This window comes from Ancylobacter sp. 3268 (assembly GCF_031456575.1).
Taxonomy (GTDB): domain Bacteria; phylum Pseudomonadota; class Alphaproteobacteria; order Rhizobiales; family Xanthobacteraceae; genus Ancylobacter.
Genome location: NZ_JAVDUX010000020.1, coordinates 34,237 through 60,759, shown reverse-complemented (window position 1 = coordinate 60,759; position 26,523 = coordinate 34,237). Strand labels below are relative to the sequence as shown.

The window sequence follows — 26,523 nt, the reverse complement described above, 5'->3', positions numbered from 1 at the left end:
CGACGGCCCTCCGGACTTTCCCGTGCCGCCGGGGTCGTCGAAACCTTGTATTTGGTATACATCAAATCGGAGTGGAGGACGCTCCGATGCGTGACAACGAACAGGCGGCGCAGCCCGCCACCCCGAACGAGGCCGGCGCGGCGCGCGACTACCGCATTCGCGCGCGCCGGCAGGAGAGTGACATCATCACCTCCTTCGAACTGGCACCCGCCGACGGCACGCCGCCGCCCGCCCATGTCGCCGGGCAGTATCTGACGCTGTTCACCGCGATTCCCGGCCTCGGCGAGACCAAGCGCAACTACACCATCTCCACGGCGCCGAATGGCGATCATCTGCGCATTTCGGTGAAGCGCGAGCCGCAGGGACAGGTGTCGCGCTGGCTGCACGATGCGGCGCCGGCCGGCACCGCGCTGAAGATCGCGCCGCCGGCGGGGAGCTTCGTGCTGCCGGCAACGCGGACGCGGCCGATCGTGATGGTGAGCGGCGGCGTCGGGCTGACGCCGATGATCGCCATGCTGGAGGCGCTGGCGGCCGAGAAGGCGAGCGTGCCGGTGCATTTCGTCCACTGCACCCGCGACGGCGCCACCCATGCCTTCGCCGCGCATGTGAAGCAGCTGGTCGGGGCGCTGCCGAATGCCCGCGCCACCTTCTTCTACAGCCAGCCGCGGCCGCAGGACCGGCAGGGCAGCGATTTCGACCTGCCCGGCCGGCTGACGGCCGACTGGCTGACGGCCGAGACGCCGCTGGCCGAGGCGGAGTATTTTGTCTGCGGTCCGCTCGGCTTGCTGCGGGCGCTGGTGCCGGCACTCGCCAAGGCCGGCGTCCCGGCGGAGCGGCTGCATTACGAGTTCTTCGGCCCGGTCGAGGACCTGTTCGATGCGGAGGGCGAGGCTTCGGCGCCGGTGCCGGCTTCAGGCGATGCGGTGGAGGCCTATCAGGCCAAGGCCGAAGGCGGCTTCGCCCGCGACGAGATTGCCGAAGGCCTGATCGACAGCGCCGCCGATGCGGTGGTGGCGAGCGACCGCGACGGGCGGATCGTGATGTGGAATCCCGGTGCCGCGCGCATTTTCGGCTTCAGCGAGGCGGAGGCGCTCGGCCAATCGCTCGACATCATCATCCCCGAGCCGTTCCGCGCCCGCCACTGGGAGGGCTATGCCGAGACGGTGGCGAGCGGCAAGAGCCGCTACGGCGCCGGCGACCTGCTGGCGGTGCCGGGCCTGACCAAGGACGGAAGGCGCATTTCGCTCGAATTCACCATCGTCCTGCTCAAGGACGCGGCAGGGCAGGTGCGCGGCATGGCGTCGGTGCTGCGCGACGTGACCCGCCGCTTCGAGGAGACGCGGGCGCTCAAGAAGGAGCTGGCGGTGCTGAGGAGCGGCTGACGGACGCAGCTGCCGGCTTCGGCCCGCCGCTTGCTTCCTGGCGCGGGATGTTCCAGTGCGTGGTGCCGATGCTCCGTTGCCGTTCGCCTTTGACTCCGATGATGGCACGCCCCCATGCCGGTTGATCCGGGCCTGAAGATCGTCATCGTCGACGAGAGCCCGCTGCGCGCCGCCATCCTCGACGAGGGGCTGCGCGAGGCGGGCTATGTCAACGTGATCTGCCTGCCCGAGCGGCACAATCTGCTGGCGCGGCTGCACGCCATCGACCCCGACGTGATCGTCATCGACCTCGAAACACCCTCGCGCGACGTGGTGGAGCAGATGTTCCAGGTCAGCCGCGAGGTGAAGCGGCCGGTCGCCATGTTCGTCGACCAGTCGGACAGCTCCACCATCGAAGCGGCGATCGATGCCGGCGTCTCCGCCTATATCGTCGACGGGCTGAAGAAGGAGCGGGTGAAGCCGATCCTCGACATGACCATCAGCCGCTTCCGCGCCTTCGCCAAGCTGCGCGCCGAGCTGGAGCAGACCCGCACCCAGCTCGAGGAGCGCAAGACCATCGACCGCGCCAAGGGCATACTGATGCGGCTGAAGGACCTCGACGAGGCCACCGCCTATGCGCTGATGCGGCGCACGGCGATGAACGAGAAGAAGCGGCTCGCCGATATCGCCCAGTCCATCATCACCGCGGCGGAAATGCTGAAATGAGACGGCGATCATGAGACGGCAACTATGAGACGGCTTGCCATAGGCTTCATCCCGCTCACCGACGCCGCGACGCTGATCGCCTGCGCCGAGCGCGGCTTCGCCACCGCCGAGGGGCTGGAGATCGACCTGCACCGCGAGGTCTCCTGGGCCAATATCCGCGACCGGCTGAATGTCGGCCTGCTCGACGGGGCGCATATGCTGGCGCCGCAGGCCATCGCCTCCTCGCTCGGCCTCGGCCATGTGCGGGTGCCGCTGGTGGCGGCCTTCGCGCTCAATCTCAATGGCGGCGCCATCACCGTCGCCCCGGAGCTGCATGCGGCGATGGGCGCGACCGGCGAGGACCTCGCCACCGGCGAAGGCACGGCGCGGGCGCTCGGCGCGGTGGTGCGCGGGCGGGCGGGCGCGGGGCAGGAGCAGCTGACCTTCTCCTCGGTCTATCCGTTCTCCACCCACACCTATGCGCTGCGGCACCTGATGGAGGCCGGCGGCCTCGATCCCGATCGCGACGTGCGGCTGGTGGTGGTGCCGCCGTCCTACACGGTGGAGAATCTGCGCTCGGGGCTGATCCACGGCTTCTGCGTCGGCTCGCCCTGGAACAGCGTGGCGGTGGAGGCCGGGGTCGGCCGCATCGCGCTGCTCGGCACCGAATTATTCGCCCGCGCGCCGGAAAAGGTGCTCGGCGTGCATGCCCGCTTCGCCAATGCCGAGCCGGACGTGCTGCGCCGGCTGATCCGCGCGCTGGAGGCGGCGGCGCGCTGGAGCGAGGCGCCGGAGAATCGCGGCGATCTCGTCCGCCTGCTCGCCGAGCCGCGCTTCCTCGGCGTGCGCGCCGACATCATCGAGCGCACCCTGACCGGGCGGCCGGATGTCGGGCCCGGCGGCACCGCCCGCACCGACCCGGATTTCCTGGTGCTGCACCGGGGCGGCGCCACGCGGCCGGATCCGCGCCACGCCTTGTGGATCTACGCGCAGATGGTGCGGGCCGGACAGGCCGGCTACGCGGCGGACGCGGTGCACGAGGCGCAGGCGGTCTATCGGCCCGATCTCTACGACGCGGCTCTCGGGCTTGCCGCGCGCCCGCCGGCGGCGCAAGGCGATCCGGTCGGCACGCGTTTCGGCGAAGCGTTCGATGCCGAGGACAGCGCGAGCGTCGCGGCCTATCTGGCGCGGCTGGGAAAGCGCTGAAAGAGGCGCGAGGCCCGCGGCGATGCTTTCTTGCGCGCTTGCAAGAAATATCCGCACGAAATGGCGCGGCTTGCTCAGATTTTGAGCGCGCGAGAAACGGCCTGAAACCGCGCCCCGAGACGGTGTTTTGAACCGTAACCGATTGAAATAGTTCCAGATCGAGCCTGCAAGCCGCTGTCTTTGCGCAGTTGGCACGATTTGTGTATGTTTAGTGTCGCCGTTCGGTCAACGACGATCACGGTTTCCCGTATTCCGCCCAGCGATGGGTTGCAGCAAAGCCGCTGCCAGCAAGACGGATCATCTCCGTCAACGCCGTGGCTTGCTTGCGTTTCATCGCCGCGCTCGGAATTGGGCGCGGCTTCTCAAAAATTTCCGAGGGGCACGTTCATGACCGACCGCAACACCTCCGACCGTCTGTACTCCGCCGGCAAGGCGGTTGTCGCCGGCTCCGCCGTCTCCCGCCGTTCCTTCCTCACATCCGGCGCCGCCGCCCTCGGCACCGCCGCGCTGATGGAAAGCGTGCGCCTCGCCTTTCCCGGCGGCGTGCCCTTCGCCCAGGCCGCCAGCCCGGAGACGACCAAGGCGGTGCTCGGCTATATCGCCCTCACCGATGCGGCGCCGCTGATCGTCGCCAAGGAGAAGGGCCTGTTCGCCAAATACGGCATGCCGGATGTCGAGGTGGCGAAGCAGGCGTCCTGGGGTGCCACCCGCGACAATCTGGTGCTCGGCGGCGAGAGCAACGGGATCGACGGCGCGCATATCCTCACCCCGATGCCGTATCTGATCTCCACCGGCAAGGTGACGCAGAACAACGTGCCGACGCCGATGTATATCCTCGCGCGGCTCAATCTCGACAGCCAGGGCATCTCGGTCGCGCAGGAATATGCCGGGCTGAAGGTCACCGCCGACGCCGCGCCGCTGAAGGAGGCGTTTGCCGCCAAGAAGGCCGCCGGCAAGGAAGTGAAGGTCGCCATGACCTTCCCGGGCGGCACCCATGACCTGTGGATCCGCTACTGGCTGGCCTCGGCCGGCATCGATCCCGACAAGGACGTCTCCACCATCGTGGTGCCGCCGCCGCAGATGGTGGCGAACATGAAGGTCGGCAACATGGACGCCTTCTGCGTCGGCGAGCCGTGGAACGAGCAGCTGGTCAACCAGGGCATCGGCTTCACCGCCTGCACCACCGGCGAGATCTGGAAGCATCATCCCGAAAAGGCGCTCGGCATGCGCGCCGCCTGGGTCGACAAGAACCCCAACGCCGCCCGGGCGATCCTGATGGCGGTGATGGAAGCCCAGCAATGGTGCGACGCCATGGCCAACAAGGACGAGATGGCGCAGATCCTCGGCCGCCGGCAGTGGTTCAACGTGCCGCCCAAGGACGTGCTCGGCCGGCTGAAGGGCGACATCAATTATGGCGACGGCCGCGTCGCCACCGGCACCGACCTCTACATGAAGTTCTGGCGGGACCACGCCTCGTATCCCTTCAAGAGCCATGACGCCTGGTTCGTCACCGAGGACATGCGCTGGGGCAAGTTCGAGCCGTCCACCGACGTCAAGGCGCTGGTCGACAAGGTGAATCGCGAGGACATCTGGCGCGCCGCGGCCAAGGAACTGGGCGTCGCGGCCGCGGACATCCCGGCCTCGACCTCGCGCGGCAAGGAGACCTTCTTCGACGGCAAGGTGTTCGATCCCGACAACCCGTCGGCCTATCTCGCCAGCCTCGGCATCAAGCGCATCGCCTGAGCCGCCTCCCTCCGGCGGATGCCCGCCGGATCCGCTCGATACCCCGCCTCTCGCTCCGGGAGCTTCGCATGCCGATCACTGCATTGAAGGGCGAGGCCATCGCCTCGCCGGCCGCCGCAAAGATCAAGACCGCCGAGATCGTCCGGCTCACGCCGTCGCGGCCGGCCACACGCCCCAATCGCTTTGCTGGCTATGTTCATCGCGCCGCCGTGGCGACGGTGCCGCCTCTCGTGGTGCTGCTGGCGCTGCTCGGCCTGTGGGAGCTGCTGTGCTCCGGGCCGGGCGCGACACTGCCGCCGCCTTCCACCATCTGGCAGGAATCCTACGATCTCATCGTCGACCCGTTCTTCGTCAACGGCTCGCAGGATATCGGCCTGGGCTGGCGGGTGCTGGTGTCGCTGCAGCGCGTCGCGGTCGGTTTCGGCCTCGCGGCGGTGGCCGGTGTGCTGCTCGGCGTCATCGTCGGCCAGTCGGTTTGGGCGATGCGCGGGCTCGACCCGATCTTCCAGGTGCTGCGCACCGTGCCGCCGCTGGCCTGGCTGCCGATCGCGCTCGCAGCCTTCCGCGATTCCAACCCGTCGGCGATATTCGTGATCTTCATCACCGCCATCTGGCCGGTGATCATCAACACCGCGGTCGGCGTGCGCAACATCCCGCAGGACTACCGCAACGTCGCCCAGGTGCTGCGGCTCAACCCGCTGGAATTCTTCGTGAAGATCATGCTGCCCTCGGCGGCGCCCTACATCTTCACCGGCCTGCGCATCGGCGTCGGCCTGTCCTGGCTCGCCATCGTGGCGGCGGAAATGCTCACCGGCGGCGTCGGCATCGGCTTCTTCATCTGGGACGCGTGGAACTCCTCGCGCCTGTCCGACATCATCGTGGCGCTGGTCTATATCGGCGTGGTCGGGTTCATCCTCGACCGCCTCGTCGCCGGCATCGGCGCCTTCGTCACCCGCGGCACCGCCGCTGCCTGAAGGAGGATCCGATGACCGCCTATCTCAAGCTCGACCACATCGACAAGTCCTTCGCCCGTGGCGGCAGCGTCACCGAGGTGCTGAAGGAAGTTTCGCTCGACATCGCCAAGGGCGAGTACATCTCCGTCATCGGCCATTCCGGCTGCGGCAAGTCGACCCTGCTCAACATCGTCGCCGGGCTGACCCAGGCCACCGCCGGAGGGGTGATCCTCGAGGGCCGGCAGGTCGATACCCCCGGCCCGGACCGCGCCGTGGTGTTCCAGAACCACTCGCTGCTGCCCTGGCTGTCGGTCTACGACAATGTGCGCCTCGCGGTGGACAAGGTGTTCGCCGGGGTGAAGAGCCGCGCCGAGCGCCATGACTGGACGCTGCACAATCTCGACCTGGTGCAGATGGGCCATGCCAGGGGCCGGCGCCCGTCCGAGATTTCCGGCGGCATGAAGCAGCGCGTCGGCATCGCCCGCGCACTGGCCATGCAGCCGAAGGTGCTGCTGCTCGACGAGCCCTTCGGCGCGCTCGACGCGCTGACCCGCGCGCATCTGCAGGATTCGGTGATGCAGATCCACGCCGCGCTCGGCAACACGGTGATCATGATCACCCATGACGTCGACGAGGCGGTGCTGCTCTCCGACCGCATCGTGATGATGACCAACGGCCCTTCCGCCCGCATCGGCGAGGTGCTGGAGGTGCGCCTGCCGCGCCCCCGCCGCCGGCTGGAGCTGGTCACCGACCCCGCCTACCTCGCCTGCCGCGAGGCGGTGCTGAAGTTCCTGTACGAGCGCCACCGCTTCGTCGAAGCCGCGTGAGGAGGCGAGGATGACACCCGACGACATCGCTCTCCTGCGCGAGAGCTTCGCCAAGGTTCGCCCGATCGCCGACCAGGCGGCGGGGCTGTTCTACGGCCGGCTGTTCGAGATCGCTCCCGAGGTGCGCCCGCTGTTCAAGGGCGACATGGCCGAGCAGGGCCGCAAGCTGATGGCGACGCTTTCCGTAGTGGTGAACGGCATTGACGACCTGCCGGCGCTGCTGCCGGCGGTGCAGCGGCTCGGCGCCCGCCATGCCGGGCTCGGCGTAACGGCGGAGCATTTCGCCCCGGTCGGCGCGGCGCTGATCTGGACGCTGGAGCAGGGGCTGGGCGAGGCCTTCACCCCGCCGGTGCGCGCGGCCTGGACCGAGGCCTATGGGCTGCTCGCCGGTGTGATGATCGAGGCGATGGAGCGGGGTGAGCCGGAGACGCCGTTCGGCCGCATCGCCGGGGTGGCGGCATCATGAGCCCGACCTCGCTTCGCGAGCCGGTGGTGGTCATCGGCAATGGCATGGCGGCGGCAAAGTTCTGCGAGGAACTCACCGCGCTGGCGCCCGAGCGTTTCGCGCTCACCGTGATCGGCGCCGAGCCGCATCTGGCCTATAATCGGGTGCTGCTCTCCTCGCTGCTGGCCGGCGAGGTCGCGGCCGCCGACCTGACCCTGCAGGACGAGGGCTGGTGGGCCGCGCGCGGCATCACGCTGCGTCTCGGCTGCCCGGCGGTGGCGGTCGACACCGAGGCCCGGCAGGTGCGCCTCGCCGACGGCACGGCGCTGTCCTACGGCAAGCTGGTGCTCGCCACCGGCTCCAGCGCCATCCGCCTGCCGGTGCCGGGCATGGAGCGGCCGGGCGTGATGACCTTCCGCGACATGGCCGATGTCGAGGCTCTGCTCGCCGCCGCCCGGCCGGGCCTGCGGGCGGTGGTGATCGGTGGCGGACTGCTGGGGCTGGAGGCCGCCACCGGCCTCGCGGGTGCCGGGGCGGAGACCGCCATCATCCATCTCGCCGACCGGCTGATGGAGCGCCAACTCGACGAACGCGCCGGCGAACTTCTGCGCCGGGCGGTGGAGGCGCGCGGCATCGCCGTGCATCTCGACGCCGCGACGCAGGCGATCGAGGGCGACGGCCGGGTCGAGGGCCTGCGCCTCGCCGACGGCCGGGTGCTGCCCGCCGACCTCGTGGTCGTCGCTTGCGGCGTGAAGCCGAATGTCGAGCTCGCCCGCGCCGCCGGCATCGGCTGCACGCGCGGCATCCGCGTCGATGATCATCTGGCGACCGATGCGCCGGACGTGTTCGCCCTCGGCGAATGCGCCGAGCATCGCGGCCAGGTCTACGGGCTAGTGGAGCCGGCCTATGAGCAGGCGCGGGTGCTGGCCCGCCGCCTCGCCGGAGCTGCCGCCGCCTATGCCGGCAGCGTGCTCGCCACCAATCTCAAGGTCTCCGGCGTGCATGTGTTCTCGGCCGGCGACTTTCTCGGCGCCGGGGGCACGCAGGACATGGTGCTCGCCGATCCCGGCCTCGGCCTCTATCGCCGGCTGGTGCTGCGCACGGACGGCGGGGAGACCCGCCTCGTCGGCGCGGTGCTGTTCGGCGACACCACCGACGGCCTGTTCTATCTCGACCTGATGCGGTCCGGCCGCGATGTCGGCGCCGCGCGCGCCGCGCTCGCCTTCGGGCGCGCCTATCTGGCGCCGGACCTTTCCACGCAATCCCTGCCGGAGGCCGCGTGATGGGCACCGATTTCGCTCCCGAACAGAAGCGCTATCTCGAAGGCTTCGTCGCCGGCCTCGCCGCGACCCGTGCCGCCGGCGGCCTCAATGCCGCGCCCGCTTCAGCGGCGAAGCCCGCCGCCGCCGAGCCGACCGGACCCGACGCGGCCGCCCATCGCGCCATGGCCCGCTTCGAGGCGCAGGGCCGCAAGCTCGTCAACGAGGAGAAGGCCAAGCGCGAAGAGCTCGGCCTCGACTCCTATGGCCGTATGAAACAGCACGCGCGCGAGGGCGCCTTCCCCAAGGGCGTCGACGTGTTCCGCTGGAAGTTCCACGGCCTGTTCTACGTCGCGCCGACGCAGGACAGCTATATGTGCCGGCTGCGCATTCCCAATGGCATCCTGAAATACTGGCAGTTCGCTGGCGTTGCCGATCTCGCGGCGGTGCATGGCGGCGGCTACACCCATGTCACGACGCGCGCCAATCTGCAGATCCGAGAGATCCCGGCCACCGGCGGGCCGGCGGTGCTGGAGGGGCTGATTGGCCTCGGGCTCACTGCGCGCGGTTCCGGCGCCGACAATATCCGCAACGTCACCGGCGGGCCGACCGCCGGCATCGATCCGCAGGAACTTATCGATACCCGCCCCTATGCTCTCGACTGGCACCACCACATCCTCGCCGACCGCTCGCTCTACGGCCTGCCGCGCAAGTTCAACGTCGCCTTCGACGGCGGCGGCCGGGTCGGCGCATTGGAGGACACCAACGACATCGGCTTCCAAGCGGTGGAGGTGGCGGACGGACACGGCGTCGCGCCGGGCGTGTGGTTCCGCGTCGTGCTCGGCGGCATCACCGGCCATGCCGATTTCGCCCGCGACACCGGCGTCATCGTCCGGCCGGACGAGGCGAGCGAGGTCGCCGACGCCATGGTGCGGGTGTTCATCGACCATGGCGACCGCACCGACCGCAAGAAGGCGCGGCTGAAATATGTGCTGGACGCCTTCGGCTTCGAGAAATTCCTCGCTTTGGCCGAGGAGAAGCTCGGCCGGTCGCTGCCGCGCGTGCCGGCTTCCGCCGTGGCGCCGCGCCCCGAGCCCGACCGGCTCGCCCATATCGGCGTGCACCCCCAGAAGCAGGCCGGCCTCAACTGGGTCGGGGTGGTGCTGCCCACCGGCCGCATGAGCGTCGAGCAGATGCACGGCCTCGCCCGGCTCGCCCGCGACCTCGGCGACGGCGAGCTGCGCCTCACCGTCTGGCAGAACGTCATTCTCTCCGGCGTGCCGGACGACAAGGTGGCGCTGATGGAGGCCGCCGTCGCGGCGCTCGGCCTGTCCACCCGCGCGACCCATATCCGCGCCGGGCTGGTCGCCTGCACCGGCTCGATGGGCTGCCGCTTCGCCAATGCCGACACCAAGGGCACGGCGGAGGCGATCGCCCGCCATTGCGAGGACCGCGTCGCTCTCGACCTGCCGGTCAACATCCATGTCACCGGCTGCCCGCACAGCTGCGCCCAGCACTATATCGGCGACATCGGCCTCGTCGGCGCCCGCGTGCCGGTGAACGAGGACGGCGACACGGTGGACGGCTTCCACCTCGTGGTGGGCGGCGGCTTCGGCTCCGACGCCGCCATCGCCCGCGAACTCTATCGCGACGTGAAGGCCGACGAGGCGCCGGTGGTGGTCGAAGGTCTCTTGCGTGCCTGGCTCGCCCATCGCGCCGATGCCGCCGAGACGCTCGCCCGCTTCACCCGCCGCCATGAGCCGGAGGCGCTGCGCGCCCTGGTCGAGGAAACGCGCTGATGAACGCATCCACCCCGCTCTCGGCCTCCCCGATGGCCGTGCCCGCCATGCCGGTGCCGCCGGCGATCGCCTTCTTCCCGGAGACCGCGCCGTTCAGCGAGGAGCAGCGCGCCTGGCTGAACGGCTTCTTCGCGGCGGTCCTGTCGCCGCAGGGGCTTGCCAGCGGGGCCACCGTGCCGGCCGAGGGTGTCGTCCCGGCTGCCGCCGAGGAGGACGACGGTGCTGACGATGGCGCCCCTTGGCACGACGCCGCCATGCCGCTCGACGAGCGCATGAAGCTCGCGGAAGGCCGCCCGCTCGCCCGCCGCATGATGGCGGCGATGGCACAGCAGGATTGCGGCCAGTGCGGCTATCTCTGCGACAGCTACGGCGCCGCCCTCGCCTCGGGCAAGGAGAGCAAGCTCAATCTCTGCGCCCCCGGCGGCAAGGAGACGATGCGCATGCTGAAAAGCCTCGCCGCCGAGATGGATGCGGCGCCGGCCGCCGCCACCACGCCGGCCGCCCCCGCCGCGCCGCAGGGCGCGCCGGGCACCTCGCGCGACAACCCGGCGCTCGTCACCTTCCTCTCCCGCACCCGCCTCAACAAGGGCGCGTCGGAGAAGGAGACCTGGCATGTCGAGTTCGACCTCTCGGCCGCCGGGCTCGACTATGCGGCCGGCGACAGCTTCGGCATCTTCCCCGCCAATGACGACGATCTGGTCGACGCGGTGCTCGACGCCATCGGCGCCAGCCGCGAGGAGAGGATCGGCGAACGCCTCGCCCGCGACGTGCTGCGCGAGGATGTGGCGCTCGGCGCCGCGCCGGACGGGCTGTTCCAGCTGCTCACCTATCATTGCGGCGGCGAGATGCGCCGCAAGGCCCGCGCCCTCGCCGCCGGCGAGGACCCGGACGGCGACGCGGCCAGCCTCGACGTGCTCGCCGCGCTGGAGAAATTCGGCCGCCCGCGCCTCGCGCCGGAAGTGCTCGCCGAGGCGCTGGAGCCGTTGCAGCCGCGCCTCTATTCCATCTCGTCGAGCCCGAAGGCGACGCCCGGCCGCCTCTCGCTCACCGTCGACGCGGTGCGCTACCGCATCGGCGCGCGCACTCGGCTCGGCGTCGGCTCGACCTTCCTGTCGGCGCGGGTGCCGGAGGGCGGCACCTTCCGCGCCTATGTGCAGAAGGCGCACGGCTTCGGCCTGCCGGCCGATCCGTCGGTGCCGATCATCATGGTCGGTCCGGGCACCGGTATCGCGCCGTTCCGCTCCTTCCTGTGGGAGCGCATGGCGGCGAAGGCGCCGGGGCGCAACTGGCTGTTCTTCGGCCACCAGCGCAGCGATTGCGACTTCTTCTACGAGGACGAACTCGCCGGCATGAAGGCCTCCGGCCATCTCTCGCGGCTGACGCTGGCCTGGTCGCGCGACGGCTCGGAGAAGGTCTATGTGCAGGACCGCATGCGCGAGGTCGGCGCCGATCTCTACCGCTGGCTGGAGGAGGGCGCGCATTTCTATATCTGCGGCGATGCCAAGCGCATGGCACGCGATGTCGAGCATGCGCTGGTCGACGTGGTGGCGGCGCAGGGCAGCAAATCGACCGACGCGGCGCTCGCCTATGTCGCCGCGCTGAAGAAGGCCGGCCGCTACCAGGCGGACGTCTACTGATGAACGCGCCAGTGCCGCTTCCTCTCGCCGAGACGGCCGTGCTGCCGGTGGTGACGACCGGAGAGCCGGTGAAGACCACCTGCCCCTATTGCGGGGTGGGCTGCGGCGTGCTGGCGCGACCGGACGGCACCGGCGGCGCGGGGATCGCCGGCGATCCCGATCATCCGGCCAATCGCGGCCGGCTGTGCTCCAAGGGCTCGGCACTGGGCGAGACGCTGGGCCTCTCCACCCGGCTGCTCACCCCGATGCTGCGCGGCGCGGAGGGCGAACTGGCGGAGGCCTCCTGGGACGCGGCGCTCGACGCCATCGCCGGTGCCTTCCGCCGCACCATCGACGCGCACGGGCCGGATTCGGTGGCATTCTACCTCTCCGGCCAATTGCTCACCGAGGATTATTACGCGGCTAATAAACTCGCCAAGGGTTTCCTAGGCACCGCCAATGTCGACACTAATTCGCGCCTGTGCATGGCCTCCTCGGTCGCCGGCCACAAGCGGGCCTTCGGCTCCGACACCGTGCCGGGCGTCTATGCCGATCTCGATGACGCCGATCTGGTGGTGCTGGTCGGCTCCAATGCCGCCTGGTGCCATCCCGTCCTGTTCCGCCGGCTGGAGGCGGCGCGGGCGCGGCGGGGGACGAAGATCGTCGTCATCGATCCGCGCCGCACCGCCACCGCCGAGGAGGCCGACCTGTTCCTCCCTGTCGCGCCGGGCATGGACAGCGTGCTGTTCGCCGGGCTGCTGGTGCATCTCGCGGAGGCCGGGGCGCTCGACGACGCCTATGTCGCCGCCCACACCTCCGGCTTCGCGGAGGCTCTCGCCGGCGCGTGGAAGCTGGCGCCCGACCTTGCCACCGTGGCGGCGAAGACAGGCGTGTCGGCTGCCGACATCGCCCGCTTCCACGCGCTGTTCGCGGGAACGGAGCGGGTGGTCACCTGCTATTCGCAGGGGGTGAACCAGTCGGCGCAGGGCACCGACAAGGTGAGCGCCATTCTCAACGTCCACCTTGCCACCGGGCGAATCGGCTGGCCGGGCATGGGGCCGTTCTCGCTCACCGGCCAGCCCAATGCGATGGGCGGGCGCGAGGTCGGCGGCCTCGCCAACCAGCTCGCCGCCCATATGGGCTTCGCGCCCGAGGAGGTCGACCGTGTCCGCCGCTTCTGGGGTGCGCCGCACATGGCGACGCGCGAGGGGCTGAAGGCCGTCGACATGATGGCGGCGGTGGCGGAGGGGCGCATCAAGGCGCTGTGGGTGCTCGGCACCAACCCGGCGGTGAGCCTGCCGCGCGCGGACGCGGTGCGCGTGGCGCTGTCCCGGCTCGACTTCCTCGCCATCTCCGACAATGTACGCGCCACCGACACGCTGGCCTGCCGGCCGCATGTGCTGCTGCCCGCCCTCGCCTGGGGCGAGAAGGACGGCACCGTCACCAATTCCGAGCGGCGCATCTCCCGCCAGCGGCCCTTTCTCGCGCCGCCGGGCGAGGCGCGGGCGGACTGGTGGGCGATGGCGGAGGTCGGCCGGCGCCTCGGCCATGGCGCGGCCTTCGGCTGGCGCACCGCCGCCGACGTGTTCCGCGAGCATGCCGCGCTCTCCGCCTTCGAGAACGAGGGCACCCGCGATTTCGACATTGGCGGCCTCGCCGGCCTCGATGACGCGGCCTTCGACGCCATGGCGCCCCGGCAATGGCCGGTGCAGTCGCCGGGCGAGGAGGGCGAGACGCGCTTCTTCGCCGAGGGCGGCTTTTTTACGCCGGATCGCCGCGCCCGCTTCGTCGTCCCGGCCGATCCGGCGCCGGCGGAGGCGACCGATCCCGCCTTTCCGTTGCGGCTCAATACCGGCCGCATCCGCGACCAATGGCACACCATGACCCGTACCGGGCTTTCCCCCCGGCTCGGCGGTCACCTCCCGGCGCCCTTCGTGGAGATGCATCCCGCCGACGCCGCCGCGCTCGGCATCGAGGCCGGCGACTTCGTGCGCCTGTCCTCCGTCCATGGCGCGGCGGTGCTGGAGGCGCGGCTCTCCAACGGCCAGCGGCACGGCGAGCTGTTCGCGCCGATCCACTGGTCGGGCGCCAATGCCGCGCAGGCGCGGGTGAACGCGCTGGTCGCCGGCGCCACCGATCCCTTCTCCGGCCAGCCGGAATCCAAGGCGACGCCGGTGCGCGCCGAGAAGGTGTCGCTCCCCTGGCGCGGCTTCCTGCTCGTCCGGGAGAGCAGCGATCCGCCGCCCGCGAGCTGGTGGGCGCGGGTGGCGCTGGACGGCGGCGCCGGCTGGCGGATCGCCGATGCGGAGGGGCCGGAGGTCTGGCGCATGCGCGCCGGGGCGCTGTTCGGCGCGACCGATCGAGCGGAGTTCCTCGATATTCGGAGCGGCATCTACCGCGCCGCCGCCTATGACGGAGCCGGCCGGCTGACGGGGCTCCTCTCCGTCGCCCCGGCCGGTCAGGCCCCGGACTGGACAGCGGTGGCGCCCTTCCTCGCCGCCGGTCCGCTGGCTCCGGCGGAACGGCGGGCGGTGCTCGCCGGGCGGGCGGCAGGCGCGGCTGCCGCCTGCGGGCCGCTGGTGTGCTCCTGCTTCGGCGTGCCGGCCGACCCAATCCGCGCCCTGCTCGCCGCCGAGCCGGGTGCCGATGTCGCGCGCATCGGCGCGGTGCTGAACGCCGGCACCAATTGCGGCTCCTGCGTGCCGGAGCTCAGGCGCCTCATCGCCGCCGCGCCCGTGCCGGGCTGAACCGCCTATTCGCCGAAGATCGACCAGCCCATGCGCTTGGTCAGCGTCTCCAGCGCGATGCGCCCGAGATGCGAATTGCCGACGGCGTCCAGCCCCGGCGCCCATACCGCGATCGAGGCGGTCCCGGGCGCGATGGCGAGGATGCCGCCGCCGACGCCGCTCTTGCCGGGCAGGCCGACGCGGTAGGCGAATTCGCCGGAGCCGTCATAATGGCCGCAGGTGAGCATGATGGCGTTGATGCGCCGCGCTCGCTCCGGGTTCACCACCGAATGGCCGGTGGTCGGGTTCTTGCCGCGCCAGGCGAGGAACCGGCCGGCCATGGCGAGCTGGCGGCAGCTCATCGCAATCGAGCAATGGTGGAAATACACCCCGAGCGTGAAGTCGACCGGGTTCTGCAGCACGCCGAACGACTTCATGTAATTGGCGAGCGCGACGTTGCGGAAGCCGGTGCGCCGCTCGGAGGCGGCGACCTTCTCGTCGATGGTGATCGAGGTGTCGTCGGCGATGAAGTGCATGAAGCGCAGGATCTCGCCCAGCGCCTCGCGCGGCTCGTGGCCGGCGAGGATCTGGTCGGTCACCGCGATGGCGCCGGCATTGATGAACGGGTTGCGTGGGATGCCCTGCTCATATTCGAGCTGCACGATGGAGTTGAAAGCGCTGCCCGAAGGCTCGCGCCCGACATGGCGCCACAGGCGGTCGCCGATCTTGCCGAGCGCGAGGGTGAGGGTGAACACCTTCGACACGCTCTGGATGGAGAACGCCACATCGGCGTCGCCGCCGGCCGCCACCTCGCCATTGGCGTCGATGACCGCGATGCCGAACTGGTCGGGATCGACGCGGGCGAGCTCGGGAATGTAGGTCGCCACCTGCCCCCGGTCGGGGCGCGTCTTCATCTCTTCGGCGATCTCGGCGACGACGGTCTTCAGGTCGGGCAAGGTCGGTTTCCCCAGCAGGCGGCGATCAGGAGGCCGTGAGTCAGGAGGCCGTGAGTCAGGAGGCTTCGAGGTCGGCCGCGGCGGCGACGAAGCCTTGCGCGTTTCGTGCCACCTCGCCCGCCGTCAGCCCCGGCGCGTACAGCGCCGAGCCGAGGCCGAAGCCGCGGGCGCCGGCCTGCCAATAGGGCTTCAGCCGCTCCGGCGTCACCCCGCCCACCGGCATCAGCACGGTGGCGGCGGGAAGGATGGCGCGCCACGCCTTCACCACCGGCGGCGGCAGCATCTCCGCCGGGAACATCTTCAAGGCGTCGGCGCCGGCCTTCAGCGCCGCGAAGGCTTCGGTCGGCGTGGCGACCCCGGGCACGCAGCTCTGGCCGAGCGCCTTGGCGCGCGCGATCACCGCGGGATCGCTGTGCGGCATCAGGATCAGCTCGCCGCCGGCCTGCTTCACCCGGTCGACATCGGCGGGATCGAGCACGGTGCCGGCACCGATCAGCACATCGGGAAAGCGGCGGGCCAGCGCCTCGATGCTCCGCATCGGCTCGGGCGAATTGAGCGGCACCTCGATGATGCGGAAGCCGGCTTCCACCAGCGCCTCGCCGATCGCGACGGCCTCCTGCGGTTTCACGCCGCGCAGGATGGCGATGAGCGGAAATTCGGCGAGGCGGGCGAGCACGGTCATGGAGCGGTACCTTCTCTGGCGTTCACCGGCAAGGCATGCCGACGAGGGCCGTCTGTCAACCCCCGACGCGCCGGAGGGAACGCTTCGGCGCCGGCGTCGTTGGCTGGAAGGGGAGGCTGGGGAACACACGCAGAGGAGGACGCCATGCCCCGTGGCGACAAGTCGGCCTACACCGACAAGCAGAAGCGCAAGGCCGAGCATATCGAGGAAGGTTACGAGGAGCGCGGCGTATCGCCGGAGGAGGCCGAGCGCCGGGCCTGGGCGACGGTGAACAAGGACGATGGCGGCGGCAAGAAGTCAGGTTCCGGCCGCGGCAAGCAGACCGGCCATCCGGCGGCGCATCGGGGCGGCGAGATCGGCGGCCACGCCGCGGCCGAGCGTCCCAAGGCGGACCGTTCCGCCGCCGCACGCAAGGCCGCCGCCACCCGCAAGCGCAATGCCGAACACCGCGCCGGCTGATGCGGCCGGACGCTTTCAATCCCCGATCAGGAGAACACCCCATGAAGGTAAGCGATGTGATGACCCGCGAGGTGCAGGTGGTCGCGCCGGACGAAACGCTGGAGCAGGCGGCGCGCGCCATGGCGTTGCTCGATGCCGGTATCATGCCGGTGGGAGACGCCAACCGGCTGGTCGGCATGATCAGCGACCGTGATATCGCCGTGCGCGGCGTCGCCTTCGGCAAGGGGCCGACGACGCTGGTGCGCGAGGTGATGAGCGGCGAGGTGAAATATTGCTTCGAGGATCAGGATCTCGCCGAGATCGGCCGCAATATGGGCGAGCAGCAGGTGCGGCGCCTGCCGGTGGTGAATCGCGACAAGCAGCTGGTCGGCATATTGTCGCTGGGCGACATCGCGGTCGCCGGCCGCGAGGCGATCGCCGGCGATGCGCTGGGCGACATCTCCCGGCCCGGCGGCGCCCATACCCAGTCGCTCTAGTTTCCCGCGCGCCGCCCTGCCCGGGGCGAGGTTCAGCGGGCGCGGATGCGGTCGGAATAGTCCGGCGCATTCCCGGCCGCCTGGCCGCGCGGGGTGATCACCGCCCGGCGCTCGATCTCGGCGAGCGGGTCGTCGGTGGCGATGAGGTGCTGCTGGTAGAGATAGCCCGGCAGATAGCCGGAGAGCAGGATGCGCCAGTCGAACGGCACGCCCGGCGCGATAAGCCGGGCGAGGCGGTAGATCACCGTGGTGCAGTTGGTGGTGACGGTCTGGTAGAAGCGCGGCCGGCGCGCCAGTTCGTTGCCGAGTGCGGCGAATGACAGGAACAGCGCCCGACTCTGTCCGGGCGTCAGTTGGAGCGGGAACAGCGAGACGGTCTCGCGCCGTTCATTGGTGCGCAGGCGGATGATGTCGCGCTCGTCGGCGGCGATCAGTACCAGCTCGAATTGCTTGAAGAAGCCGCCGATCTCGGAGAATGCCTCGCCCCGCTCGCGCCGGATTTCGGCGGAGAACACCACGCGCTGTCCGTCGGCGAAGGAGAAGCCGATCAGCGTGTGCGCGATCGCCGGATTGCTCCAGACCGAGGAGAACAGGTCGACGCCGGTGATCTGGTCGAGCCGGTAGCGCCGCTCCTCCCAGCGCTCGCTCGCCTCGCTCTCCGAGCGCCAGTCGAAATTGCGGACATTGTGCAGCGTCACGTTGTCGCCGGCGACGGTGGCGGTGACGCCATGCGCGACATCCGGCGCCCAGTCGCGCTGGTTCGACGGCAGGATGGTCGACCACCAGAGGCCGACCATGCCGAGCGTCGCGAGCGCGATCAGCCAGCCGAGCCCCAGCCGGCCCCGCACGGTGGCGGTCAGCGCCGCCACCATGGCGGCGGCCAGCGCGGCCAGCGCAATCGCCCGTCCGTCGCCGGGGGTCTGGAACCACAAGGCCAGCCCGGCGACGGGGATCGCGAGCAGAAGCGTCAGCACCAGCAGGACGAGCAGGGCTCGCCGCGCGGCGCACCGGAGGCAGGACGGCACGGACACCTCGCACATTGTCGCCGCGACTGTGCACGGCGCCGGACGGCTTGTCGCGGGGACGGCCGCCCGCCGTCCACGTCTAATCGTCAGCCTGTCGCCGGGATGGAGAGCCGGCTCGTGTGCCCTATAATGGTGGAGGCGGTGTCGCGCCGCGCGTTGCAAGGGGCTGTTCCATGCCGATGATCCTCACCATCGCCCGCCGCCGGCTGCTGATGCCGCTGGCCCTCCTCGCCCTGGCGGTCGGCCTCGCCGGCTGCGGGGTGAACAACATCCCGACCAATGAGGAGAAGGCCAAGGCGGCCTGGAGCGACGTGCTCAACCAGTACCAGCGGCGCGCCGAGCTGATCCCCAACCTGGTCGAGACGGTGAAGGGCTATGCCCAGCAGGAAAAGGACGTGCTCACCCAGGTGACGGAGGCGCGCGCCAACGCCACCTCGATCAAGGTGGATGCCTCCACCGTGACCGATCCCGAGACGTTCAGGAAATTCCAGGATGCCCAGGCGCAGCTTTCCGGCGCGCTCGGCCGGCTGATTGCGGTGTCGGAGGCGTATCCCGACCTCAAGTCGAACCAGAACTTCCTCGCCTTGCAGGCGCAGATCGAAGGCACGGAGAACCGCATCGCGGTGGCGCGGCGCGACTATATCGAGGCGGTCCGGGTCTACAACACCGAGCTGAGGACCTTCCCCGGCGTGCTGTGGGCCTCGACGCTCTACCGCGCCAGCAAGCCGATGGAGACGTTCACCATCTCCGAGGAGCAGATGAAGGTGCCGCAGGTGAAGTTCAACTAGTCGCGTCCGACGGATCACGGACAACCGGAGCCGGCCGTCATGCTGCGCCGCGTCGCCCTTCTCCTCCTCCTCGCCATCGCGCTCGCGGCTGCCGCGACGGCGCGGGCCGAGCTCAGCTTTCCCCCGCTCACCGGCCGGGTGGTCGATGCGGCCGGCATCCTGTCGCCGCAGATGCGCGCGGCGCTGGAGGACAGGCTCGCCGCGCAGGAGGCCAAGACCACCGACCAGTTCGTGGTGGCGACGGTGCCCTCGCTGCAGGGCACTTCGGTGGAGGACTACGCCAACCAGCTGTTCCGGGCCTGGAAGCTTGGCCAGGCCGACAAGGATAACGGCGTGCTGCTGCTGGTGGCGCCCGGCGAGCGTCGGGTGCGCATCGAGGTCGGCTACGGCCTCGAGGGCGTGCTGCCGGACGCGGTGGCCTCCACCATCATCCAGACGGCGATCGTGCCGGCATTCCGCGCCGGCGACTTTGCCGCCGGCATCGAGAAGGGCGCCGAGGCGGTGATCGAGATCCTCAACCTCGATCCTGCCGAGGCCGAGGCGCGGGCGCGGAAGGCGGCGGAACCGGCGATGGCGGCGGATGACTGGGTGCCGCTGATCATCTTCGCGGCGATGATCGCGTTCTGGGTCTTCGTGGTCTACCGGCAGATGCGCGGCGGCTATCTCGGGCGGCGGCGCGGCGGCGCGGCGTTGCCGGGCGGCATTTCCGGCTGGGAATGGTCGCGCGGCCGCTCGCGCGGCGGCTTCTCCGGTGGCGGCTGGTCGGGCGGGCATGGCGGTGGCGGGTTTTCCGGCGGCGGCGGTTCGTCCGGCGGCGGCGGCGCTTCGGGGAGCTGGTGATGGAGACGCGTTTCCCCGAAAGCCCGCCCCCCGAAAGCCCTCTCACCGCCGACGAGCATGCGGCGCTTGCCGCGGCGGTGCGCCGCGCCGAGGCCGGCACCAGCGGGGAAATCCGGCTGCTGATGGTGACGCATCCGCTGGTGCGCCATCCCTTCTACGCGCTGATGTGGGCGGCGTTGGTGGCGCTGGTGCTGCCCTGGCCGCTGGCTTTTCTCACCACGCTCGACGTGCCCGAACTGCTGGCGGCGCAGGCCGCGGCCTTCGCGCTGGTCGGCACGCTGCTGCTCGCCAGGCCGCTGGGGCGCCTGCTGGTGCCGCGGGCGGCGGCGGAGGAGGCGGCGCGCGCCGCCGCGCTCGACCACTTCCTCGCGCTCGGCATGCACGGCACGCGCGGGCGCACCGGCGTGCTGATCCTGGTGGCGCCGGCCGAGCGCATCGTCGAGGTGGTCGCCGACCAGGCGATCCATGCCCGCGTCGGCATCGAGGCCTGGCAGGAGGTGTGCGCCGCCGTGCTGGAGGGCGCGCGCCAAGGGCGTCTCGCCGAGGGTCTGGCGGCCGGTGTCGAGACCGCCGGGCAGATTCTGCGGGTGCATCTCCCGGCGACCGGGGACGATTCCAACGAATTGCCGGATCGCGTGCTGGTCATTTGATCCTGCCCATCCCGTGGGCACGACGCGCCGCAGCATGGCCGAAGCGTGTCCAATATAAGGCGAATAACCGCGGCAACGGTCCGTTTCTATTGCATTGCACCTGATCGAAAGTTGGAATCTTTCGTTTTTAGCCGAGTTGCGCCCGATTTGGGTTTCATATAGCGTCGATACGAACATAATAACGAAATCGCCCCTAGGGTCAGGGCGGTTCTCCGGGAGGCTGTGAGTGACGACGCGTGCGCTCGATTCCATCTATGACCTCGCCGTCATCGGCGGCGGCGTGAACGGCTGCGGCATCGCCCGCGACGCCGCGGGGCGTGGGGCCTCGGTGGTGCTGTTCGAGCAGGGCGATTTCGCCGGGGCGACGTCCTCCGCCTCGACCAAGCTCATTCATGGCGGCCTGCGCTATCTCGAGCATTACGAGTTCCGGCTGGTGCGCGAAGCGCTGATGGAGCGCGAGGTGCTGTGGGCGATGGCGCCGCACATCATCCGCCCGCTGCGCTTCGTGCTGCCGCACCATGATGGTCTGCGGCCGGCCTGGCTGCTGCGCCTCGGCCTGTTCCTCTATGATCATCTCGGTGGCCGCAAGCTGCTGCCGGCGACCAGGACCCTCGACCTCACGCGCGACGAGGCCGGCAGGCCGCTGCGCGCCGGCTACACCCGCGGCTTCGAATATTCCGACTGCTGGGTCGAGGATTCCCGTCTCGTGGTGTTGAACGCCCTCGACGCCGCCGAGCGCGGCGCCGACATCCGCCCCCGCTGCCGGGTGGTCTCCGCCGAACAAGCGGGCGACCACTGGCGCATCGAGGTGCAAGGGAGCGGCGAAGAGGGCGGCGCCCGCGAGACTATCCGCGCCCGCGTGCTGGTGAACGCCGCCGGCCCCTGGGTGCATCAGGTGCTGGCGCAGGTGGTGCGGGTGAATTCGCCGGCCAATGTCCGGCTGGTGCAGGGCAGCCACATCGTGGTGAAGAAGCTCTACGACCACGACCGCGCCTATATCTTCCAGAACGCCGATGGCCGCATCATCTTCGCCATCCCCTATGAGCGTGACTTCACGCTGATCGGCACCACCGACCGCGACTACAAGGGCGCGCCGCACGAGGTGAAGGCCAGCGACGAGGAGATCGCCTATCTCTGCGCGGCGGCGAGCGAATATTTCAAGGCGCCGGTGACGCCGGACCAGGTGGTGTGGACCTATTCCGGCGTGCGGCCGCTCTATGACGACGGCGCCTCCAAGGCGCAGGAAGCCACCCGCGACTATGTGCTGGAGCTGGAGGGCGGCGAGGGCAATGGGGCGGGGCTGCCGCCGCTGCTCTCGGTGTTCGGCGGCAAGATCACCACCTATCGCCGGCTCGCCGAGCACGCCATCGAGAAGCTCGGCCCCCATCTCGCCGTCCTTGCCAAGCCGGCCTGGACCCGCGGCGCGCCGCTGCCGGGCGGCGATTTCGCGGTGGGGGACCAGCCGCGCCTGGTCGCCCAGCTCAAGCGCGCGCATCCCTGGCTCGACGAGGCGTTGGCCCGCCGGCTGGTGATTGCCTACGGCACCCGCGCGCTGCGGCTGCTGGACGGGGCGCGCAGCCAGGCCGATCTTGGCCGGGTTTTCGGCGCCGACCTTACCGAGGCCGAGGTGCGCTACCTGATGCGCGAGGAATGGGCGCGCTCGGCCGACGATGTGCTGTGGCGGCGCTCCAAGCTCGGCCTGCGGCTGAGCCCGGAGCAGAAGGCTGCGCTCGAGACCTTCATGGCCGACGAGCAGCGGCCGGCGGCCCGGAGGGCGGCGCAATGACGCTGGAACTGCAGAACGTCCGTCGCGAGGTGAAGGGCGCGGTCCATATACGCGACGTCTCGCTCACGCTGGAGCGCGGCAGCCTCAACGTGCTGCTGGGGGCGACGCTGGCCGGCAAGACCAGCCTGATGCGGCTGATGGCCGGCCTCGACGCGCCGACCTCCGGCCGGGTCATCGCCAACGGCCAGGACGTCACCGGCCTCTCGGTGAAGAAGCGCTCGGTGGCGATGGTCTACCAGCAATTCATCAACTACCCGGCGCTGACCGTCTATGAGAACATCGCCTCGCCGCTGCGGGTGCAGGGCCTGCCGAAGGCGGAGATCGAGGAGCGCGTCGCCTCCGCCGCCCGACTGCTGAAGCTGGAGCCCTATCTCCAGCGCACCCCGCTGGCGCTGTCCGGCGGCCAGCAGCAGCGCACCGCCATCGCCCGCGCGCTGGTGAAGCGCGCCGATCTGGTGCTGCTCGACGAGCCGCTGGCCAATCTCGACTACAAGCTGCGCGAGGAGCTGCGCGAGGAACTGCCGCGCATCTTCGCCTCCACCGGCGCGGTGTTCGTCTACGCCACCACCGAGCCGACCGAGGCGCTGCTGCTCGGCGGCAGCACGGCGACGCTGATGCAGGGCGCGGTCACCCAGTTCGGCCCCACCGCCGAGGTCTATCGCCGGCCCACCGACCTTGCCACCGCCCGTGTGTTCTCCGATCCGCCGCTGAACACGCTGCGCGTCACCAAGTCCGGCGCCACGGTGCGGCTGGAGAACGGCACCACCGTCGCCGCCATCGGCGCCTTCGCCGGGGTGGCGGATGGCGCCTATGTCATCGGCGTGCGCGCGCACCATCTCGCGGTCGAGGACCGCACCTTCGGCGAGGCGGCGCGCGGGGAGAGCGGCCTCATCCGCCTCGCCGCCGCCATCGCCGTGACCGAGGTGACCGGCTCGGAGAGCTTCCTGCACATGGATGTCATCGGCGAGGCCGGCGGCAAGGAGCGGCTGACCGCGCTGGTGCCCGGGGTGCGCCGGCTGGAGCCGGAAGCCGAGGTCGAGGTGGTGATCGACCCCCGCCATATTCTCCTGTTCGACGCGAGCGGCCGCAGCACCGGCACCGCGCTCGACGCGGCGGCCTGAGGGAGCGCGACAATGGCCAGCATCACCCTCGATCATCTCGCCCATGCCTACCGGCCCGATCCGCGCGGTCCGCAGGACTATGCGCTGAAGGAGATCAACCATGTCTGGCGGCAGGGCGGCGCCTATGCGCTGCTCGGCCCCTCCGGCTGCGGCAAGACCACGCTGCTCAACATCATCTCCGGCCTGGTGACCCCCACCCAGGGGCGCATCCTGTTCGACGGCAAGGATGTGACGAACCTGCCCACCGAGGCGCGCAACATCGCGCAGGTGTTCCAGTTCCCGGTGGTCTACGACACCATGACGGTGCGCGAGAACCTCGCCTTTCCGCTGAAGAACCGGCATCTGCCGCGCGAGGCCATCGCCAGGCGGGTCGAGGAGATCGCCGCCCGGCTCGACATGACGCGGGTGCTCGACCGCAAGGCCTCGAACCTCACCGCCGACGCCAAGCAGAAGATCTCGCTCGGGCGCGGGCTGGTGCGGGCGGATGTGGCCGCCATCCTGTTCGACGAGCCGCTGACGGTCATCGACCCGCACCTGAAATGGCAGCTGCGCTCGACGCTGAAGGAGCTGCACCGCGCGCTCGACCTCACCATGATCTACGTCACCCACGACCAGACCGAGGCGCTGACCTTCGCCGACACGGTGGTGGTGATGCATGACGGCGCGGTGGTGCAGACCGGCACGCCGGAGGAACTGTTCGAGCGGCCGGCGCACACCTTCGTCGGCCATTTCATCGGCTCGCCGGGCATGAACGTACTGCCGGCGCGGGTGGAGGGGCGCCTTGCCCATATCGGCAATGTCGCCGTGGCGCTGGCCCGCGCGTATCCGGCGCTGCCGGCGGGCGAGAGGATCGAGCTCGGCGTGCGGCCGGAATTCGCCACGCTGGCCCGTGCCGGCACCGGCCTGCCGGTGAGCGTGAAGCGCATCGACGACATCGGCCGCGCCCGCATCGCCCGCGTCGAGATCGCCGGCCATCCCGCGGCCGCCATGGTGCCGGACGGGCTCAGCCTCGACGGCGACCGCGCCGGCCTGACCCTCGAGCCGCGGCAGATCCACATCTATGCCGGCGGCGTGCTGGTGCCGGGCCAGGGAGGGGCGTGATGAGCAGATTGTCCGTTTCACCGCACCCGTTTTTCACCTCTCCCCGCACCCAATGCGGCTATAGCCGCATTGGGCATCGTCACGGGCTGAAGTCGGAAACACCCGACTTCAGCGGAGAGGTCGGATGGCGCAGCCATCCGGGTAAGGGGGGATCGCGGCTGATCGCTTGCGCTCGACCTCCCCGTCGCCTTCCCCCTCACCCCACCCCTCTCCCCCACGAGGAGAGGGAGCAAAAAGAGGGCGCGCACTGATATGGACAAGCCCGTCAACAACCGTGCCTGGTGGCTGGTCGCCCCGGTGTTCGCCATCGTCGCCTTCTCGGCGATCATCCCGATCATGACGGTGGTGAACTATTCGGTTCAGGACACCTTCGGCAACAACCAGTTCTTCTGGAACGGCCTGGGCTGGTTCCAGGAACTGCTCGATCCCTCGACCGAGCTCGGCGGCCGCTTCTTCGACGCGCTGTGGCGCAACCTCCTGTTCTCCGGCATCATCCTCGCCATCGAGGTGCCGCTCGGCATCCTCGTCGCGCTCTCCATGCCGCGCGACGGCTGGCGGGTCGCCGCCACGCTGGTGCTGATGGCGCTGCCGCTGCTGATCCCGTGGAACGTGGTCGGCACCATCTGGCAGGTGTTCGCCCGCGCCGATATCGGCCTGCTCGGCTATGGGCTGAACGCGCTCGGCATTCCCTACAACTACACCGGCGACACGCTGTCGGCGTGGATCACCATCGTGGTGATGGATGTCTGGCACTGGACCAGCCTCGTCGCGCTGCTCTGCTATGCCGGGCTGAAGTCGATCCCCGACGCCTACTATCAGGCGGCGCGTATCGACGGCGCCTCGCGCTGGGCGATCTTCACCACCATCCAGCTGCCGAAGATGAAGCGGGTGCTGCTGATCGCGGTGCTGCTGCGCTTCATGGACAGTTTCATGATCTACACCGAACCCTTCGTGCTGACCGGCGGCGGCCCCGGCAACGCCACCACCTTCCTGTCCATCGATCTCGTGAAGCTGGCGCTGGGGCAGTTCGACCTCGGCAAGGCGGCGGCGATGTCGCTGGTCTACAACCTCATCGTGCTCGCGCTGTGCTGGGTCTTCTACACGGTGATGACCCATTCCGGCCAAGATCATGCCAGCAGCGAGCGGCCCGACCAGGGGAGCGCCGCATGAGCGCCTCGGCCAACCACAACACGCGCGGCAGCGCCTTCATCATGGCGCTGTACCTGATCTTCCTGATGCTGCCGATCTACTGGCTCCTCAATATGAGCCTGAAGACCAATTTCGAGATCAACACCACGGTCTCGCTATGGCCGCAGGACATCACCTTCGAACACTACATCAAGATCTTCACTGATTCGAGCTGGTATTCGGGCTACATCAACTCGCTGACCTATGTGGTGCTGAACACCATCATCTCGATCAGCCTCGCCCTGCCGGCCGCCTACGCCTTTTCGCGCTATTCCTTCGTCGGCGACAAGCACCTGTTCTTCTGGCTGCTGTCCAACCGCATGGCGCCGCCGGCGGTGTTCGCGCTGCCCTTCTTCAATCTCTACTCCGCCATCGGCCTGTTCGACACGCCCTGGGCGGTCGCCTTGGCGCACTGCCTGTTCAACGTGCCGCTGGCGGTGTGGATCCTCGAAGGCTTCATGTCCGGCGTGCCGCGCGAGATCGACGAGACGGCGGCGATCGACGGCTATTCCTTCCCGCGCTTCTTCGTGAAGATCTTCATGCCGCTGATCGCGAGCGGCATCGGGGTGGCGGCGTTCTTCTGCTTCATGTTCTCCTGGGTGGAACTGCTGCTCGCCCGCACGCTGACCGCCACCAACGCCAAGCCGATCGCGGTGACCATGACCCGCACCGTCTCGGCCGCCGGCATGGACTGGGGCCTGCTCGCCGCCGCCGGGGTGCTGACCATCATCCCCGGCGCCTTGGTAATCTGGTTCGTGCGCAACTACATCGCCAAGGGCTTCGCCCTCGGGCGGGTGTGAGGGAGGGAGCG

At 69.8% G+C, this 26,523-nt stretch carries 24 protein-coding genes; 21 read left to right on the top strand and 3 right to left on the bottom strand.

The window, feature by feature from the left end; genetic code table 11:
• Positions 1–86: 86 nt before the first annotated feature.
• From J2X65_RS23170 to J2X65_RS23120, 11 genes are all read left to right on the top strand, one after another.
• On the top strand, positions 87–1,382 hold the full coding sequence (locus J2X65_RS23170; protein WP_310206548.1) for a PAS domain S-box protein: 1,296 nt from the start codon (positions 87–89) through the stop codon (positions 1,380–1,382).
• Between the two features lie 114 nt (positions 1,383–1,496).
• Positions 1,497–2,087: an ANTAR domain-containing protein gene (locus J2X65_RS23165; RefSeq protein ID WP_310206545.1), complete on the top strand. Its 591-nt coding sequence runs from the start codon at positions 1,497–1,499 to the stop codon at positions 2,085–2,087.
• A gap of 24 nt (positions 2,088–2,111) precedes the next feature.
• Positions 2,112–3,272, top strand: a complete 1,161-nt coding sequence (locus J2X65_RS23160) for a CmpA/NrtA family ABC transporter substrate-binding protein (protein WP_310206542.1) — start codon at positions 2,112–2,114, stop codon at positions 3,270–3,272.
• Positions 3,273–3,659: 387 nt separating this feature from the next.
• Complete coding sequence (locus J2X65_RS23155; RefSeq protein ID WP_310206539.1) at positions 3,660–5,015, top strand: CmpA/NrtA family ABC transporter substrate-binding protein; 1,356 nt, start codon at positions 3,660–3,662, stop codon at positions 5,013–5,015.
• Positions 5,016–5,083: 68 nt separating this feature from the next.
• On the top strand, positions 5,084–5,989 hold the full coding sequence (gene ntrB, locus J2X65_RS23150; RefSeq protein ID WP_310206536.1) for a nitrate ABC transporter permease: 906 nt from the start codon (positions 5,084–5,086) through the stop codon (positions 5,987–5,989).
• 11 nt (positions 5,990–6,000) lie between these two features.
• On the top strand, positions 6,001–6,795 hold the full coding sequence (locus J2X65_RS23145) for an ABC transporter ATP-binding protein (protein WP_310206533.1): 795 nt from the start codon (positions 6,001–6,003) through the stop codon (positions 6,793–6,795).
• 10 nt (positions 6,796–6,805) lie between these two features.
• Positions 6,806–7,261, top strand: coding sequence for a globin family protein (locus J2X65_RS23140; protein WP_310206530.1), 456 nt, complete (start codon positions 6,806–6,808; stop codon positions 7,259–7,261).
• Positions 7,258–8,523 carry an FAD-dependent oxidoreductase gene (locus J2X65_RS23135; RefSeq protein WP_310206527.1) on the top strand — a complete coding sequence of 422 codons (1,266 nt, stop codon included), beginning with the start codon at positions 7,258–7,260 and terminating at the stop codon, positions 8,521–8,523. Before J2X65_RS23140 ends, J2X65_RS23135 begins: the two co-directional genes overlap by 4 nt.
• Positions 8,523–10,298, top strand: coding sequence for a NirA family protein (locus J2X65_RS23130; protein ID WP_310206524.1), 1,776 nt, complete (start codon positions 8,523–8,525; stop codon positions 10,296–10,298). Before J2X65_RS23135 ends, J2X65_RS23130 begins: the two co-directional genes overlap by 1 nt.
• Positions 10,298–11,935 carry a sulfite reductase subunit alpha gene (locus J2X65_RS23125; RefSeq protein ID WP_404977787.1) on the top strand — a complete coding sequence of 546 codons (1,638 nt, stop codon included), beginning with the start codon at positions 10,298–10,300 and terminating at the stop codon, positions 11,933–11,935. The genes J2X65_RS23130 and J2X65_RS23125 overlap by 1 nt, the downstream gene beginning before the upstream one ends.
• A complete protein-coding gene (locus J2X65_RS23120; protein WP_310206521.1) occupies positions 11,935–14,661 on the top strand; it encodes a nitrate reductase in 2,727 nt (908 codons plus the stop codon). Before J2X65_RS23125 ends, J2X65_RS23120 begins: the two co-directional genes overlap by 1 nt.
• A gap of 5 nt (positions 14,662–14,666) precedes the next feature.
• On the opposite strand, the gene J2X65_RS23115 is transcribed toward J2X65_RS23120, so the two are convergent.
• Both J2X65_RS23115 and J2X65_RS23110 read right to left on the bottom strand, forming a co-directional pair.
• Positions 14,667–15,596, bottom strand: a complete 930-nt coding sequence (locus J2X65_RS23115; RefSeq protein ID WP_310206518.1) for a glutaminase — start codon at positions 15,594–15,596, stop codon at positions 14,667–14,669.
• A 55-nt stretch (positions 15,597–15,651) separates the two neighbouring features.
• Positions 15,652–16,278, bottom strand: coding sequence for a 2-dehydro-3-deoxy-6-phosphogalactonate aldolase (locus J2X65_RS23110; RefSeq protein WP_310206515.1), 627 nt, complete (start codon positions 16,276–16,278; stop codon positions 15,652–15,654).
• A gap of 144 nt (positions 16,279–16,422) precedes the next feature.
• Between J2X65_RS23110 and J2X65_RS23105 the strand changes: the two genes are divergently transcribed.
• Both J2X65_RS23105 and J2X65_RS23100 read left to right on the top strand, forming a co-directional pair.
• Positions 16,423–16,737, top strand: coding sequence for a plasmid stabilization protein (locus J2X65_RS23105; protein ID WP_310206512.1), 315 nt, complete (start codon positions 16,423–16,425; stop codon positions 16,735–16,737).
• 41 nt (positions 16,738–16,778) lie between these two features.
• The gene (locus J2X65_RS23100; protein WP_310206509.1) at positions 16,779–17,213 is read left to right on the top strand and encodes a CBS domain-containing protein; all 435 of its coding nucleotides are present in this window, start codon (positions 16,779–16,781) and stop codon (positions 17,211–17,213) included.
• A gap of 32 nt (positions 17,214–17,245) precedes the next feature.
• On the opposite strand, the gene J2X65_RS23095 is transcribed toward J2X65_RS23100, so the two are convergent.
• Complete coding sequence (locus J2X65_RS23095; RefSeq protein WP_310206506.1) at positions 17,246–18,238, bottom strand: DUF4105 domain-containing protein; 993 nt, start codon at positions 18,236–18,238, stop codon at positions 17,246–17,248.
• Positions 18,239–18,417: 179 nt separating this feature from the next.
• Between J2X65_RS23095 and J2X65_RS23090 the strand changes: the two genes are divergently transcribed.
• The 8 genes from J2X65_RS23090 (at position 18,418) to J2X65_RS23055 (ending at position 26,512) form a co-directional block, all read left to right on the top strand.
• Positions 18,418–19,026 carry a LemA family protein gene (locus J2X65_RS23090; RefSeq protein ID WP_310206652.1) on the top strand — a complete coding sequence of 203 codons (609 nt, stop codon included), beginning with the start codon at positions 18,418–18,420 and terminating at the stop codon, positions 19,024–19,026.
• Positions 19,027–19,065: 39 nt separating this feature from the next.
• Entirely contained in the window at positions 19,066–19,866 is an 801-nt protein-coding gene (locus J2X65_RS23085) for a YgcG family protein (RefSeq protein WP_310206503.1), read from the top strand.
• Positions 19,866–20,516 carry a hypothetical protein gene (locus tag J2X65_RS23080; protein WP_310206501.1) on the top strand — a complete coding sequence of 217 codons (651 nt, stop codon included), beginning with the start codon at positions 19,866–19,868 and terminating at the stop codon, positions 20,514–20,516. Before J2X65_RS23085 ends, J2X65_RS23080 begins: the two co-directional genes overlap by 1 nt.
• A 226-nt stretch (positions 20,517–20,742) precedes the next feature.
• The gene (gene glpD, locus J2X65_RS23075) at positions 20,743–22,302 is read left to right on the top strand and encodes a glycerol-3-phosphate dehydrogenase (protein WP_310206498.1); all 1,560 of its coding nucleotides are present in this window, start codon (positions 20,743–20,745) and stop codon (positions 22,300–22,302) included.
• On the top strand, positions 22,299–23,423 hold the full coding sequence (locus J2X65_RS23070) for an ABC transporter ATP-binding protein (protein WP_310206495.1): 1,125 nt from the start codon (positions 22,299–22,301) through the stop codon (positions 23,421–23,423). The genes glpD and J2X65_RS23070 overlap by 4 nt, the downstream gene beginning before the upstream one ends.
• A 12-nt stretch (positions 23,424–23,435) precedes the next feature.
• A complete protein-coding gene (locus J2X65_RS23065) occupies positions 23,436–24,524 on the top strand; it encodes an ABC transporter ATP-binding protein (protein ID WP_310206492.1) in 1,089 nt (362 codons plus the stop codon).
• A gap of 252 nt (positions 24,525–24,776) precedes the next feature.
• A complete protein-coding gene (locus tag J2X65_RS23060; protein WP_310206489.1) occupies positions 24,777–25,694 on the top strand; it encodes a sugar ABC transporter permease in 918 nt (305 codons plus the stop codon).
• Positions 25,691–26,512 carry a carbohydrate ABC transporter permease gene (locus J2X65_RS23055; RefSeq protein WP_310206486.1) on the top strand — a complete coding sequence of 274 codons (822 nt, stop codon included), beginning with the start codon at positions 25,691–25,693 and terminating at the stop codon, positions 26,510–26,512. The genes J2X65_RS23060 and J2X65_RS23055 overlap by 4 nt, the downstream gene beginning before the upstream one ends.
• Positions 26,513–26,523: the final 11 nt, after the last annotated feature.